Source organism: Pseudomonas azerbaijanorientalis, from assembly GCF_019139795.1.
In the GTDB taxonomy this organism is placed as follows: domain Bacteria; phylum Pseudomonadota; class Gammaproteobacteria; order Pseudomonadales; family Pseudomonadaceae; genus Aquipseudomonas; species Aquipseudomonas laurylsulfatiphila.
On record NZ_CP077078.1, the window covers coordinates 3134863 to 3149405 of the forward strand.

11 protein-coding genes are annotated in these 14543 nt (G+C 60.1%); 8 read left to right on the forward strand and 3 right to left on the reverse strand.

Features of this window, described 5'->3' with window-relative positions:
• Positions 1-41: 41 nt before the first annotated feature.
• Positions 42-956: a LysR family transcriptional regulator gene (locus KSS91_RS13980; RefSeq protein ID WP_225923676.1), complete on the reverse strand. Its 915-nt coding sequence runs from the start codon at positions 954-956 to the stop codon at positions 42-44.
• A 269-nt stretch (positions 957-1225) separates the two neighbouring features.
• Here KSS91_RS13980 and KSS91_RS13985 point away from each other — a divergent pair, with 269 nt between their 5' ends.
• The 4 genes from KSS91_RS13985 to pgm all read left to right on the forward strand — a co-directional run bounded on the left by KSS91_RS13985 (position 1226) and on the right by pgm (position 7503).
• On the forward strand, positions 1226-2248 hold the full coding sequence (locus KSS91_RS13985) for a zinc-dependent alcohol dehydrogenase family protein (RefSeq protein WP_217835080.1): 1023 nt from the start codon (positions 1226-1228) through the stop codon (positions 2246-2248).
• 565 nt (positions 2249-2813) lie between these two features.
• Positions 2814-4304 carry a hypothetical protein gene (locus KSS91_RS13990; protein ID WP_217835081.1) on the forward strand — a complete coding sequence of 497 codons (1491 nt, stop codon included), beginning with the start codon at positions 2814-2816 and terminating at the stop codon, positions 4302-4304.
• A gap of 40 nt (positions 4305-4344) precedes the next feature.
• Positions 4345-5745 carry an aminotransferase-like domain-containing protein gene (locus tag KSS91_RS13995; protein ID WP_217835082.1) on the forward strand — a complete coding sequence of 467 codons (1401 nt, stop codon included), beginning with the start codon at positions 4345-4347 and terminating at the stop codon, positions 5743-5745.
• Between the two features lie 111 nt (positions 5746-5856).
• On the forward strand, positions 5857-7503 hold the full coding sequence (pgm, locus tag KSS91_RS14000; protein WP_217835083.1) for a phosphoglucomutase (alpha-D-glucose-1,6-bisphosphate-dependent): 1647 nt from the start codon (positions 5857-5859) through the stop codon (positions 7501-7503).
• Between the two features lie 174 nt (positions 7504-7677).
• Here the strand turns inward: pgm and KSS91_RS14005 are convergent, their stop codons facing one another.
• The gene (locus KSS91_RS14005; protein WP_095966748.1) at positions 7678-8373 is read right to left on the reverse strand and encodes a pirin family protein; all 696 of its coding nucleotides are present in this window, start codon (positions 8371-8373) and stop codon (positions 7678-7680) included.
• 279 nt (positions 8374-8652) lie between these two features.
• Between KSS91_RS14005 and KSS91_RS14010 the strand changes: the two genes are divergently transcribed.
• Positions 8653-11127 (forward strand): UvrD-helicase domain-containing protein, encoded by a 2475-nt coding sequence (locus KSS91_RS14010; protein WP_217835084.1) that lies wholly within the window; start codon positions 8653-8655, stop codon positions 11125-11127.
• 190 nt (positions 11128-11317) lie between these two features.
• Here KSS91_RS14010 and KSS91_RS14015 read toward each other — a convergent pair whose 3' ends face one another.
• Complete coding sequence (locus tag KSS91_RS14015) at positions 11318-11590, reverse strand: DUF1652 domain-containing protein (protein ID WP_007970606.1); 273 nt, start codon at positions 11588-11590, stop codon at positions 11318-11320.
• 266 nt (positions 11591-11856) lie between these two features.
• On the opposite strand from KSS91_RS14015, the gene KSS91_RS14020 reads away from it, so the two are divergent.
• From KSS91_RS14020 to KSS91_RS14030, 3 genes are read left to right on the forward strand one after another with little or no spacing between them, the layout of a single operon-like run.
• A complete protein-coding gene (locus KSS91_RS14020) occupies positions 11857-12672 on the forward strand; it encodes a helix-turn-helix transcriptional regulator (protein ID WP_102673826.1) in 816 nt (271 codons plus the stop codon).
• 52 nt (positions 12673-12724) lie between these two features.
• Entirely contained in the window at positions 12725-14131 is a 1407-nt protein-coding gene (locus tag KSS91_RS14025) for an NAD(P)/FAD-dependent oxidoreductase (protein ID WP_217835085.1), read from the forward strand.
• Between the two features lie 43 nt (positions 14132-14174).
• The gene (locus tag KSS91_RS14030; protein ID WP_015095054.1) at positions 14175-14516 is read left to right on the forward strand and encodes a cupin domain-containing protein; all 342 of its coding nucleotides are present in this window, start codon (positions 14175-14177) and stop codon (positions 14514-14516) included.
• The last annotated feature ends 27 nt before the right edge of the window (positions 14517-14543 follow it).

Below are 14543 nucleotides of genomic sequence, written 5' to 3' on the forward strand. Positions count from 1 at the left end.
AGGATTGCCCGCTGCATAGCCGATCAGGCAGCCAATCCTTCTCAGAGACTATCCGGATCCCCAAAAAACATCTGAATCCGAGACCGTAACCAGCGCTCCCCCGGATCATTATCCTGCGACCCGCGCCACGCCATGTGCAGTTCAAAGCTGCGCACCGGCAACGGCGGATCCTCCGCGCGCACACCGCCCGCGGCCGTCAGCGCATCGGCCGTGTAGTCCGGCACGGTTGCGACGATGTCAGTGCCGGCCAGCAAGGTGCCAAGGCCGTTGAACTGCGGCACCGCGAGCACCACATGACGTTTGCGCCCGAGCTTTTCCAGTTCTTCATCTATAAAGCCGCTGAGGTCGCCGGCGAACGACACCAGTGCATGGGGGCGCGCGCAGTAATCATCCAGGCTCAATGGCCCCGGCACGGTGTCGGCGCGCAACAGCTTGGGCTGGCTGCGGCGCAGTACCTTGCGCTTGGCGTTGGCCGGCAGGTCGGTGGTGTAGCTGACGCCGATGGAGATCTCACCGGAGGCCAGCAACCCTGGCATCAGGATGTAGTTGACCCTGCGTATCACCAGCACAATCCCCGGTGATTCGGCGCGCAGGCGCTTGAGCAGCATGGGCAGCAAGGCGAATTCGACGTCGTCCGAAAGGCCGATGCGGAACACGGCGGTACTTGTGGCAGGATCGAACTCGGCCGCTCGGCTGACTGCGGTGGAAATCGAATCCAGAGCCGGCGAGAGCAGGGCGAAAATCTCGATCGCCCGGGCGGACGGCTCCATGCTGCGGCCGGTACGCACAAACAACGGGTCATCGAACAACCCGCGCAGGCGCGAGAGCGCCGCACTGATGGCCGGCTGGCCGAGGAACAGTTTTTCCGCAGCACGGGTCACGCTGCGTTCGTGCATCAATGTTTCAAAAACGATCAACAGGTTCAGGTCGACACGACGCAGGTCATTACGATTCATCTGGAGTCCTGGCAGAGTCAGCAAACTTGACGTGGGCGGCCATATGAGAACAATGGCCAGCAGGAATATTAAGGGGAAAGGCTGGTACTCTGCACCGGGTAATTCAGATTTCCTGCAAAGGAGGGTTCGGTTTCTTGCGGCATTTGACAATGTCGCCGCCGCTGCGGAATCAATGACAGGCATGTCGACTATTAATACCCACTGATAGTGTTGGGTTGAAAGCCCAGCTAGAGTTCATGGCATTAGAGGTTCATTTGGCGAGGTTTGTGATGTCCCGCACGATCCGTTTTCACAAGTTTGGTCCAGCCGAGGTGCTCAAATGCGAAGAGCATGCGGCGGCTCTGCCTGCACCGGGCGAAGTGCAGGTGCGCGTCGAGGCCATTGGCATCAGCTGGTACGACACTCTCTGGCGCCAGAACCTGGCGTCGTCCCACGCCCGTCTGCCTTCGGGCCTTGGCCAGGAAATGGCCGGTTTCGTCACGGCTGTCGGTGAGGGTGTGGATGACCTGGCGATCGGTGACAAGGTCGCCAGTTTCCCGGCCCAAAGCCCGAACGACTATCCGGTCTACGGAGAACTGATTGTCCTGCCGCGCTCGTCGCTGACCCGTTACCCGGACGTGCTGAGCCCGATCGAAGCCAGCGTGCATTACACGCCGCTGCTGGTCGCCTATTTTGCTTATGCCGACCTGGCACGGGTCAAGCCCGGGCAATTCGCCCTGGTGACCGACGCCAGCCATTGCGCCGGACCTTCGTTCGTACAACTGGGCAAGGCCTTGGGTGTTCGTGTGATTGCCGCAACCAAGTCAGCAGAGGAACGTGAGTATCTGTTGTCGCTGGGCGCCGAAAAAGTCATCGTTACCGAGGAAGAAGATCTGCTGATACGCATCAACAAGATCACCGAAAACCGCGGTGTGGATGTGGTCTTCGATGGTTTGGGCGGTCCTCAGATGTCGTTGCTGGGCGATGTGCTGGCGCCTCGCGGCAGCCTGGTGCTGTACGGCCTGCAAGGTGGCAACCAGACGCCATTCCCGGCCTGCGCAGCGTTCCAGAAGAACATTCAGTTCTTCGTGCACTGCATCGGCAACTTCACCGGCAAGCCGGAACTGGGCATCACCCAGGACCAGGTCGCCCTGCAACGTGCCTTGCGCGACATCAACCAGTTGACCGCTGACCGCGTGCTGCTGCCGCTCAAGACTCGGGTCTTCCCGTTTGCCGAGGTGGTCGAAGCACACCGCTACATGGACGAATGCCCTTGTCGCGAGCGGGTCGCCCTGCAAGTCGAACCGGCGTAGCACTCGTCACAAGTGCCGACGCAAAAGCCCCCCCAAGAGTCCGTGCCCGCACGGACTCTTTCGTTTGTGCCCCCCAAACCTGTCGATCCGCAGGCCGGTCCAGCAACTGAACTGGTTTTTGCCCGTAATCTGTAGCTTCTAATCAGCCACTAAGCCCTGATAATTGAATGATTACTTTCATCTCAAGGAATGAGTCATGGCTGGGTGTCAGGCTAAAACTTTTCAATGTGCGCCCTTGGTGCACGCTTCCAATTTAGTTAGTTGTTGTGTAGTAGCCAGAAAGACAGCAACAACTTCTTTCCTTATTTCTTGTGATAAGTGTCTGTGGGACGTTGTAGGACGCTTCCTAGGACGCTGTCTCCAATTGATAAAACCCTTGCCAGCCGTGCGTTACAGTCATGTCTGCAGTTTGCGCAAGCAGGGCTGTTACGATCAATTCAAATGATTGCCAGAAAATTCAAGTGCTAGCATTTGGCAATAAAGTCGACGACTCCATTTGTGCAGACAGTCCAGCGGAATGTGTTGTCCGCGCGATATTGAACTTACGAGTACCAGGTAAATAAAGATGACCAGCATCCATGACCAAGCGATGAACTATGTCTATCAACAAGTGCTGCAGCGATTGCTGGGTTTCTTCTCCCGTGCCGAGCGCACTGCATTGCAGTTGTTGATTCAGCGTCTGGCAGTGGCGGCGGGAGGCATGGAGCGTATTGGTGATTACAAGGTGTTGGCGGTCCAGTCCGGGGCCCGCGACAACTGCTACAGCCTGGCGCTGTTGCGTGCGGCGCAATTGACCATCGCCACGCGGGCGCCGGCGACATTTCAGTTGCGCATCGCCTCGTTGCGGTTGAACGGGACAAGCCGGGCGGCCGTGGAAAACATGCACCGGACCAACAGCGCACTGTTTGTGTATGACGATCCACGGGTCGAGGTGCTGATGGTCGATGATCGGGAAGTGTTGCCGTTCGATCACCTGACGCGGATCTCCGACGCTGGCCGCGAGTCCAGCCGCCTGAACCTGCTGCTGATCGGGCATCGCCGGGCTTGGCAGGGCGGGTTCGACCTGTGGGATGACGGGTATCTGGCCACGGGCGAGTTCTACGGCCAAATCGCCCGCTGGGACGGTGGTGTCGACGCTTTGCTCGTCAGTGACACGCCGCGTCAGCAGAAACAGTTCATCGACGGCTTGAAGCGTGCCGCCACCAAGGCAGGGCTCAAGCCTTCGCCCGTGGGCGAGGCCGGCCACGCGGGGTTGTTTGCATTGCTCGATGAGCTGGGCAGCGACTGTTATCAGGCGTTCTATGCCGATGACGGCCAGGCCCGATGGCGTCCTGAAGAGCGCTTTGAAACCTGCCGTCGTAGCACCTGCATCGAGATTCACGACCTGCTGGTCAGCAACCTGGAGGAGCGCTGGTCATTGCTGACTGAATTTCTCGGCTTCCAGCCTGACGAACTGTCCGCGCAGATCAGCGACAACGAATTCGTCAGCGCGTCGATCTCGGCGCACGTACGTGGGTTGCAAGCGAGCTTCGTGCAGGGACGCGATTATGAGTCAGGCGTTGCGCAGTACCTGCAACGCGCCCTGGTGATGATGCGCCGCAAGCGTTTGCCCGAGCGTTTGTGCGAGCAGGCCATCGAGGTGTTCGGCAACCCGGCGACACTGGGCGATCAGCGTGCCCGAGCGGCGGCCGAAGCGCAAAAGAACCTGGGCCTGAGCGAAGCACAATTGGTGTGTCTGCTTTTTGCGCCGTTTATCGAAGAAGGTGCGGGGCTTGAGCGATTCTTGCGTCAGTGCCATCCGGGCATGCTGGTGGCCATGCCCGAGTTGCACCGGGCCATGCAGGGGCAGCCGGTCGCCGAACAGATCATGCAATGGATGACTGATGTCAGCGGGTTGCCAGTCAGCCTGATTGGCCGCCTTTATCGCATGGAGCGGGCGCCAGGAAGCGATGACGGGGCGCCCGAAGCACAGATCCAGTGCGCCGCGTTGCAAGAGGCAGTGGGCGATCCTGACACCGGCAACACCTTGGTGGATGAATGGTCAGCGGGTCACTGAAGGTGAGCGGACTATCAGCCAGTGCGATCGGCCTTCAGCCATGAAAGGTCCACGAGAAACGGATTTCGCCTATCAGGCCGTTTATCGATATCTGGGCAGCCTGATCAATGAGTCCGAAGGGGATTCACGCATCCGCCTGCCGTCGCTGCGGCAGCTGGCGGAGCGCCTCAATGTGTCGATCTCGACCATTCAGTACGCCTATTCGCTGCTGGAGAAGGAAGGGCGCGTGTTTTCGGTGGCCAAGTCGGGTTATTACGCGTTGCCAGTGTCGTCTTTCAACCCGCAGGACAGCGGCAGCGATCTGCTCGAAGCTGTCTATGTCAATGCCAGGCGTCCGGGGATGCTGGTCCTGAGCGCCGATGAGCCGGCTTTGTTGCAGCCGCTCGACAGTCCCTTGTTACTGCTGGAGCGAGAGATGCTGCGCCAGTATCCAAGGCAGCCGCAGTCGCCCTCGCAACCCTGCGGCGAGCTCGAGCTGCGCACCGCCCTGGCCGCACGCTACACCACGTCTCCCATGCGTTACTGGCATGCCGATGATGTCTACATCGGTGCCGACCTGCGCGGCGTCCTGGAAATCCTCATCGCCGTGCTGGGCTTGAAAGACGCCACGGTCGTGGTTGAGTCGCCGTGCGACTGGACGATCCTGCGTTTGTTTCAAGCCGCCTGTGTGCGGGTGATCGAGTGGCCTGTGCAAGCCGATGGTTGCCTCGATCCGCACCGGCTGAAAACGTTGCTGGAGACCGAGCCGGTACGACTGGTGATGCTGTCATCGGCCCTGAACATGCCCCGTGGCAGCCTGGCGCCTGAGGAAAACAGGCAGGCCATTGCCCGGCTGTTGGCCACGCATGACAGTTGGGTGCTGGAAAACGACTGTTATGGCGAGCTCGGATTCGACCCGGGCGGCCTGCGCTTTCGCGACTTGCTGGACCCTGAACGGCTGATGGTGTTTTCCGCGTTCGAGAAAATCATTGGACCGGAAGCGCCCTACGGCTACCTGCTTTCAAGGCACTTGAGCGCCGAACTGCAACGGCACTTCCTGCTGCGTTCGTTTCGACTGTCGCCGATTCGCCAGAAAGCCATCGCCCGTTTGTATGGCAGCGGTCGCATCGATCAACACCTGCTGGTGCTGCGAAGGCTACTCAAGGAGCGCAAGAGTCAAATGACCCAGTTGTTGCAGGAGCGACTGGGAGATGCCTTGCATTTAGTCGAGCCGCAAGGCGGTGCAACGATCTGGGTGCGTTCGTTGCGCCGGGTCAATGTGCGCCGTGTGTTCCAGCGCCTGCTGGCGCAACAGGTGGTCATCGCGCCGGGCGAACTGTTCAGCCTCCACGGTCTGCACGGGCAGCATTTGCGCCTGAGTCATACCTTCGGCGGCGATCACAACCTGGCGGCCGCGCTGGGACTGCTGGGGGATGCGCTGCGCCTGGAATCGATCGAGTGAGTGACAAAAAATAACAACCTCCACTGTGTGGGATCGATCCCATCGCGTTGCGGTCAAACTGCCAGTAAACTGCGACTCAATTCCTGAACCACTCGATTCCAGAGGTTTTGCATGACACTCAGTCCTTTTGCGGGTAAACCGGCACCGGCAGAACTGTTGGTCGATATCCCGCGACTGGTCACGGCCTATTACACCGGCCAGCCTGATGCCGCCATTTCGACCCAGCGCGTTGCCTTCGGCACATCGGGGCACCGCGGTAGCTCGTTCGACTTGAGTTTCAACGAATGGCACGTGCTGGCGATCAGCCAGGCCATTTGTCTGTATCGCGAAGCTCAGAGCATCGATGGCCCGCTGTTTGTCGGTATCGACACCCATGCGCTGTCCACGCCGGCCGGTGCCAGCGCTCTTGAAGTGCTGGCGGCCAACGGCGTGACCGTGATGATCGCCGCTGGCGACGAGTACACCCCGACACCGGCCATTTCCCATGCGATTCTCTGCTACAACCGTGGTCGCACCAGTGGCCTGGCGGACGGCATCGTCATCACGCCGTCGCACAACCCGCCACAAAGCGGTGGTTACAAGTACAACCCTACCAACGGTGGTCCGGCCGATACCCACATCACCAAGTGGATCGAAGCCAAGGCCAACGAATTGCTGGCCAACAAGCTCGCAGGCGTCAAGCGTATCAGCTACGAGCAGGCACTCAAGGCCAGCACCACCCATCGTCACGATTACCTCAACACCTATGTCGCCGACCTGATCAACGTGATCGACTTCGACGCCATTCGCGAAGCCAAGCTGCGCCTGGGCGTCGATCCGCTGGGTGGAGCAGGGGTGCGCTACTGGTCGGCGATTGCCGAGCATTACCGTCTGGACCTGGATGTGGTGAATAAACAGGTCGACCCGACCTTCCGCTTCATGACCGTCGACTGGGACGGCCAGATCCGCATGGACCCATCGTCCAGCCATGCCATGCAAGGTCTGATTGGCCTGAAAGAGCGCTTCGACGTGGCGTTTGCCTGCGACCCTGACCATGACCGCCATGGCATCGTCACGCCGTCCGGCGGTTTGCTGGCACCGAACAACTACCTCGCCGTTGCCATCGACTACCTGTTCCAGAATCGTCCGCAATGGCGCGCCGATGCCGCCGTAGGCAAAACCGTGGTCAGCAGCGGCTTGATCGATCGCGTGGCCAAACGCCTGGGCCGTCGCCTGTACGAAGTGCCGGTGGGCTTCAAGTGGTTTGCCGACGGACTGTTCGACGGATCCCTGGGTTTCGGTGGCGAAGAAAGCGCCGGTGCCTCGTTCCTGCGCAAGGACGGCGGCGTCTGGAGCACCGACAAGGACGGTTTGATTCCGGCCCTGCTGGCTGCCGAGATGACGGCCCGGACCGGTCGCGACCCGAGCCAGGCGTACCGTGCCTTGACCGATGAACTGGGTGAGCCGTTCTCGGTACGGGTCGACGCCAAGGCCAACCCGGAGCAGAAGGCCCTGTTGAGCAAGCTGTCGCCGCAACAGGTCACCTCGACCCAACTGGCCGGCGAGCCGATCCAGAGCATCCTCAGCCATGCGCCGGGCAATGATCAGGCCATTGGCGGTCTCAAGGTCATGACCGAAAACGGCTGGTTCGCAGCGCGTCCGTCGGGCACGGAAGACATCTACAAGATCTACGCCGAAAGCTTTGTCAGCGACGACCACCTCAAGCAACTGGTAGCCGAGGCGCAAACGCTGGTGGATGGTGCCATCTCCGCGAAATAAACACACAACCCTGTGGGAGCGGGCTTGCTCGCGAAAGCGGTATCAGCTTCAACATCAATGCTGACTGAAACACCGCCTTCGCGAGCAAGCCCGCTCCCACAAAGGATTCGCTGCAACAATAAAAAAGGGGCGACCAACACGGTCGCCCCTTTTTTTGCGATTGCCCTCAGCAGGTCACGCCAGGTCCACCAACACAATCTCACTGTCCTCAATGGCAGTCACCCGCAGCACCTGCTCATCGGCCACCGCGACACCGTCTCGAGCTTGTGCGCGCAAGCCGTTGACTTCAATGACCCCGGTGGCCGGGACCAGGTAGGCACGACGACCACTGTCCAACAGGTATTCAGCCGTTTCACCGGCCTTCAGATTGGCAGCCACCAGCCGGGCATCAGCTCGGATCCGCAGACTCTGCTCGTCGCCTTGTTTACCGCTGGCCAGGGTGACAAAACCTTCGCGATCGCCTTTCGGGAACGGCTTGGCGCCCCAGGACGGTGCCAGGCCGGTCTCATTCGGGATGATCCAGATCTGGAAAATCCGGGTCGGCGTCGCTTCCAGGTTGTACTCGCTGTGGGCGATCCCGGTACCGGCGCTCATGACCTGGACGTCGCCCGCTTCGGTCCGGCCCTTGTTGCCCAGGTTGTCCTGGTGGGTAATGGCGCCTTCACGGACATAGGTGATGATTTCCATGTCCCGGTGCGGGTGTTGCGGGAAGCCGGTGCCGGGAGCGATCACGTCGTCATTCCAGACCCGCAGGTTGCCCCAGTTCATGCGCTGTGGATCGTAGTATTCGGCGAACGAAAAATGGTGATGCGCATCCAACCAGCCGTGGTGAGCACCGCCAAGGGTTTTGAAAGGTCTGAGTTCAAGCATGATCGTCTCCAGAAAAGGTTCGTCATGGGGCGGGGCGCCAGAGCCACGAAGCGAGCCCGGTGGTTGATGACGGGCATCATCCATCAGGCAACAATCGATAAAAAGCGTAAAAAATGCGGCATTCCCATCGAATCAATTGATATGAAATAGGCTCGAAATTTTCTCATCCAACTTTCACTTCATCGCATAAGCCAATGAGTCATAAGCAATTCACTAGAACTCAATGGCAAATGCAGACACCATAGCGCTCAACAGCCTCACACCCTGGAGTCAGTCCGCGTGCCGCAACACACCCCCGATCTTCCGCCTGAACTTCGCCCCCTGGCCGAGATGCCGCTGATCAAGCGCCTGCTCGCCCGGTTCTTCGGCTACAGCCTGACCCGCCTGCACGCACAGCATCGTGCATCGTGGTTGCATGGCCAGGCCGACGGTTTTCGCAGCGGTCACAGTGCCGGGGTCGATTACGGCTACAGGGAAGGCAAGCTCGAGGGGTTGGAGGAGGGTCGGCAGGTCCTGCTGATCCGCGACTCGCGCTCTACTGAACACCGTCCACCGAATGTCGATGACCTGCTGTTCGACGATTGGCGCCTGCCGTTGAGCGCCGAGTTGAAGAAGCGCATGAAGGCAGATGTGGCCCGGTTGCTGCCGGCCCATGCCCAGCCCAGCGCCGCACAGTGGAAAATGATCTTCAGCGACACGCCGTCCACCTCGGTGATCGCCGGTGCCGGCGCAGGCAAGTCGACCACGCTGGTGCTGCGTATATTGCTGTTGAGCCATTACCTGGGCTTCGAGCTGAGTTCGATGACGGTGGTGACCTTCACCCGCGAGTCGCGCAAGGACTTCATCAACAAGCTGATTGAACTGTTTGCGCTCTGGGGCCGCGCGATCAGTTTCAAGGAGGCGCGGGACCTGGTGCGCACCTTCCACTCGCGGATCCTGCCGATGGTGCGCAGTCTTCCGGGTTTCGAGCGTTTGCAGGCCTTCGAGAACCTCAGCCTGCGGGCTGCACAGGGTGACGAGGAGGTCGACAGCAATCCGTTCGACCTGCGCATCAACGACGCTCAGCGTCAACAGCTCAACGCCTGCTATCACCGTCTGCACAATAACGACGAGCGCTTTCGTGAGCTGATCAAGCCATTGTCCCGGCATGCCTTGCAACTCAAGGAGCTGGAGCGGGATCACCCCGATGTGCAGAAACGCATGGGCGTCACCGAACTGGCGGCCAAGCGTGATGAAGAGTTGTGTGACGTCATTGAAGACCTGTGGTTTCGCGCCGGTGCCTGGCCCATCAAGGGCATCGAACCCAATCGCCAGTCGTTCGATATCAACGGTTCGAAATTCCACTGTCACGGCTACATCCCGACGCTGGACGCCTGGGTGGTGCTGGGGTTCGATCCTCGGGAGAACCCGCAAGTCACGCGGCCCAACGCCAAGCTGACGGTGCGCGCAGAATGGGCAGTAAAGCGCACCCTGTTTCAAGCTTTCTGTCGTAAGCCATTGATATGGCTAGACAGTTACGAATCATCAAGGCGTGTTCTGGCCTCGCTGGCGGGGGATGCCAGCGCCGGGCCGGGCTTCGATTACAAGGTCAAGGGCGAGCTCGCCTCCGCGCCGTTGCTCGATTGCTTTGTCGCCGCCGCCGGGTTCATCGAAAACCTCGGGCTGGATGTGCCCAGTGCCGTGGGGCAGATGAGTTTCGCCAAGGACGATCCCGACGGGTTCTTCTTCGAGGCCCTGAGCCTTTACTGGCGGGCGCTGGAAGATCATTTGCTCGATCAGAAACCACCGATCATGACCTACAATCGGATGTTCGCCCTGTTCAGCGAGCATTCGCCGGAAAACCTCAAGCTGCTGAGTGATGAGCTGCTGCGGCCGTTGTCACACCTGATGATCGACGAATTCCAGGACGTCTCGCCGCAGATCGTCTCGTGGATCAGGGCCAGCCTGGCGGAGATCCGCAGTCGCGGGCCAGCCATGCACGTCGGGCGCGGTGCCCAGCGTTCCTCGCTGCTCTGTGTGGGCGATGACTGGCAATCCATCTATGGCTGGCGCGGCAGTTCGCCGAGCTACTTCATGGAGTTCAACAAGGAGTTCCCGTCGCCGAGCACCACCAAGGTCATGCTTAGCGACAACTACCGCAGCCATCAGCACATCATCGATGCCGCCGAGCACATCGTGCGCGCAGCACCGGCGATTGCCGGGAAGAAAGCCAAGGCCAGCGGTGAGCCCAAGGCATTGCTGCCGGTGAACGTCCTTGATCGAGATGACCAGGGCATGGCGCAGCGCCTGATGGAGCATTACCGAAAGGGTGATTCAATCTTGATGCTTTATCGAAAAAGTAGCGATAAGTCATTGATAGAAGAGCATATTCAGCCAATAGTTAATCTTGATTCGAGCTTGCCCCATGAAGCTCGCAGACTCAAGCAACTGACGTATCACAGTGCCAAGGGCCTCCAGGCCGATGCGGTGTTTTTGCTGGGCGATTGCCAACACCTGACCAGTTCGCCCTACAAGAATCAGGTTTACCGGATGGCGGGCCTGGGCAAGGCCGGTGACAGCGAACCCTACGACAATGCCCAGAAGGACGAGATCCTGCGCCTGGCCTACGTGGGTATTACCCGTGCCGTCAGCCATTGCTATTGGTACGTCGATGCGCAAGACACCCAGGCCGCGAACATGCCCAAGGCGTCCGACCGGATCGGCAAGGGCAAGGCGTTTTTTGTCGATCATCGTAAAAGCCAAACCACCGCCTGACTTCTGAATCGACACTTTGTGGGAGCGAGCTTGCTCCGGGCGGCGTTCCGACGATGGACTCAAGAGCGCCGCGTTTAGCCAGTAAATACGCGTTATCGTTAACGACCATCGCGAGCAGGCTCGCTCCTACAAGGAACATCGCTCAACAAAAAGCCCACTTGATGTGGGCTTTTTTGGGAGTGGACAGGTCTCAGGCATAACTCCTGAGGGCCTGGGGTGGAACGAAGGCTTCAAGTTCATCCTCCACCGCTTCGATTATTCGTTCTACATCCGCGGCATTCATGACGGTAGCGCAAGGAATACCGGCAATGGCGATCATGGTCTCGCCAGTGGCACGATCGAAAAGACGGGCAATCATGCTGCCCGGCGCGTCCATGCTCGCCTCGAAACCCATGGGATGAAAATGCCAGCGCATCAGCTGGCAGGCGTTTGGAAACGTGACCTTACTGAACCCTCTATTCATGTGTTGCCCGCCTTCAGTATCGAGCGCTTCCTTTAGCTCATGGTAGGAGGGAAGAACCTTCAATGGCTCAACCGGTGACAGTCTTTAAAAGTAGCATCCGAATGTGAAAAAGAATGGGGTTTTTTCAGGTCGTTTGGCGATTGCCCCCCCTTTTTTTGATTCAGGTCACGCTTGCTTGATATTGGCGGCCCGAAACCCGCACCCGTTTAGTCATTGAAGACAAAGCGGAAGTTGGGCAAGCTCGGTTTTTTGTATCGAGATTTTCAATGCACGCCGAGGATGATGGCCCGCTGCAAACCCAGGCCACGGGCGAGACGGTCATGCGCTATCACTTGCGCTGGAAACACCGGGATCTGGACGGCGTCATGGCGCTCTATCACCCTGAAGTCCAGTACAACGACTTTTTCCAGAACCGGGTCATGGGCCTGGCCGAATTGCGCGACTACGTGCGCAGCAGCATGCCCCGGGATCCGGATGAAGCGCTGGAGCACTCCGACCGCATTCGACTGGACGGCAACACCGCCTTCATTCAGTACCGCATCACCCTGCGCGGTGGTGAAGGACTGGTGTCGTTCCGCGCCAGCGAGGCGATCACCGTCAAGGACGGGCTGATCTGGCGGGTCAATGAATACGCTTCGCTGGTGCATGAGCAACCCGTCAGCAAAGCCACCCACAGCCAACGCCCGGCGGTCAGCCGGCTGGGCCTGTCGCCTCGCCAGTTGAGCTTCATGGCCGATGACCTGCAGCAGTATTTCCAGCGCCAGCAGCCGTATCTCGACCCGGAGCTCGACCTGCAACGGGTGGCCAAGGAGTGCGGTTACAGTCGTAACCAGATTTCCTATTTGTTGAACCAGGTGCTGGGCCAGAGTTTCTACCGCTACGTCAACCAGGCGCGCCTGCAACACTTGCTCGCGGCACTGGATGACGCCACGCCACCGCTGCGTATCGATGAACTGGCGTTCGCCGCCGGATTCAATTCGCTGTCGGCGTTCTACAGCTGTTTCCGTCAGCACACCGGTCAGTCACCCAAGGCTTACGTCAAACAAATTTCTTTGCGTGCACGCGCGCAAGACAGCGCCTGAGCCCACGCACTAGGATCGACGCCATCGAAGTTTTTCAGTGGCGGAGTCTTGCATGCCGGCGTGGCGCACTATCAGTTTGTGGATGGACCAGCTCGACGAGCCTTTGTTGGCGCGTCCGGCGCTGGAGCGGGACCTGGATGTGGACGTGGCGATCATCGGCGCGGGCTACACCGGTCTCTGGACCGCGTACTACCTCAAGCAGCACAAACCTGAGCTGAACATCGCCATTGTCGAAGCGCAGACCGCCGGTTTCGGCGCGTCGGGGCGCAATGGCGGCTGGCTGATGGGCAACTTGCTGGGTGAAGATCGTCTGCTGGCCGGTTTGCCGGTCGAAGAGCGCCGCGCTTCCTATGATTTGTTGCATGGCATTCCGGATGAAGTGGAGATTGTCCTCGAACGTGAGGGCATCGACTGCGATTTCCGTAAAGGCGGGGTGCTGTATTGCGCTGCGCGTTATCCGGAGCAGGCGACCAGCCTGCGTCACCACCTGGACGATCTCCATCGCCAGGGCCTCGACGACAACCACTATCGCTGGCTGAGCCCGGAACAACTGGCGCAGCAGATCCGCGTCGCCAAACCCTATGGCGGCATCTATGCGCCACACGTGGCGACCCTCCACCCGGCCAGGCTGGTACGCGGGTTGGCCCGGATGGTGGAGCGCCTGGGGGTCAGGATCTACGAAAACAGCCCGGTCACCCATTGGCAATCCGGCAGCCTGCGCACGGCGAAAGCGTCGGTGCGCTGTCACTGGGTCGTTCCGGCAGTAGAAGGCTACGCCGTCACCTTGCCGCCCTTGGGGCGTTATCAGATGCCGGTACAGAGCCTGATCGTCGCGACCGAGCCCTTGTCTGCGGCCACCTGGGATGAAATCGGCCTGAGCCGTGGCCAGGCGTTCAGCGAGGCCAGTCGCCAGGTGACCTACGGCCAGCGCACCGCTGACAACCGTTTGATCTTTGGCGCCCGTGGCGGCTATCAGTTCGCCGGCAAGCTGCGCCATGACTTCGAGCTGACCACGGATGAAAAAGACCTGCGGCGCTACCTGTTCGGCGAACTGTTCCCGCAGTTGAAGAACGTGCAGATCACTCATTCCTGGGGCGGCAACCTGGGCATGTCCCGGCACTTCAAGCCGCACATGCTCTGCGACCGGACCAAAGGCATCGCCTTGTCTGGCGGCTACGGCGGGGAGGGCGTTGGCGCCAGCAACCTCGGTGGACGCACGCTGGCCGACCTGATCCTGGGGCGCGACACCGATCTGGTGCGCCAGCCGTGGGTCATCCCGCAGCGGGGCCTCGACGCGCTCAGGGCCTGGGAGCCGGAACCGATCCGCTGGCTTGGCTACAACGCAATCATCCGCAGCTTTGTCCATGAGGACCAGACCCTGGCCAACCCGGCTACCGCGCCCTGGCGGCGCAAGCTGGCCAGCGGGGTGGCCGGTTTCATGGAAGGTTTCATGCACTAAACGGCGCGCTCTTCATCGACAGGCCATATCGACAGGTAATCCCATGAGCATCACGCAATTCAAGCACACCGCAACCCTGAAGCTGGAGGAATCCAACCCGGTCGCCGTGCCCCTCGGCACGCCCGTGGCCGTGGCTTCGACCACCAGCGTCGAACGCGACGACGGCGTCGAGACCGGCGTCTGGGAATGCACCCCGGGGCGCTGGCGGCGGCAGATCGTCGCCCAGGAATTCTGCCACTTCATCCAGGGGCGCTGCACCTTCACCCCGGACGGCGGCGAACCGCTGCACATAGAAGCGGGCGACGCACTGATGTTGCCGGCCAACAGCCTCGGGATCTGGGATATCCAGGAAACCGTGCGCAAGACCTACGTCCTGATTTTCTGATCCTTGATTGCCTGCCAACAAAAACAA

Bases quoted from the DNA above. Each gene is read 5' to 3' on its own strand.
- KSS91_RS14020 (WP_102673826.1), top strand. From the start codon at position 11,857: ATGCACGCCGAGGATGATGGCCCGCTGCAAACCCAGGCCACGGGCGAG.
- KSS91_RS14015 (WP_007970606.1), bottom strand. From the start codon at position 11,590: ATGAATAGAGGGTTCAGTAAGGTCACGTTTCCAAACGCCTGCCAGCTG.
- KSS91_RS14025 (WP_217835085.1), top strand. From the start codon at position 12,725: ATGCCGGCGTGGCGCACTATCAGTTTGTGGATGGACCAGCTCGACGAG.
- KSS91_RS13990 (WP_217835081.1), top strand. From the start codon at position 2,814: ATGACCAGCATCCATGACCAAGCGATGAACTATGTCTATCAACAAGTG.
- KSS91_RS14030 (WP_015095054.1), top strand. From the start codon at position 14,175: ATGAGCATCACGCAATTCAAGCACACCGCAACCCTGAAGCTGGAGGAA.
- pgm (WP_217835083.1), top strand. From the start codon at position 5,857: ATGACACTCAGTCCTTTTGCGGGTAAACCGGCACCGGCAGAACTGTTG.
- KSS91_RS13995 (WP_217835082.1), top strand. From the start codon at position 4,345: ATGAAAGGTCCACGAGAAACGGATTTCGCCTATCAGGCCGTTTATCGA.
- KSS91_RS13985 (WP_217835080.1), top strand. From the start codon at position 1,226: ATGTCCCGCACGATCCGTTTTCACAAGTTTGGTCCAGCCGAGGTGCTC.
- KSS91_RS13980 (WP_225923676.1), bottom strand. From the start codon at position 956: ATGAATCGTAATGACCTGCGTCGTGTCGACCTGAACCTGTTGATCGTT.
- KSS91_RS14005 (WP_095966748.1), bottom strand. From the start codon at position 8,373: ATGCTTGAACTCAGACCTTTCAAAACCCTTGGCGGTGCTCACCACGGC.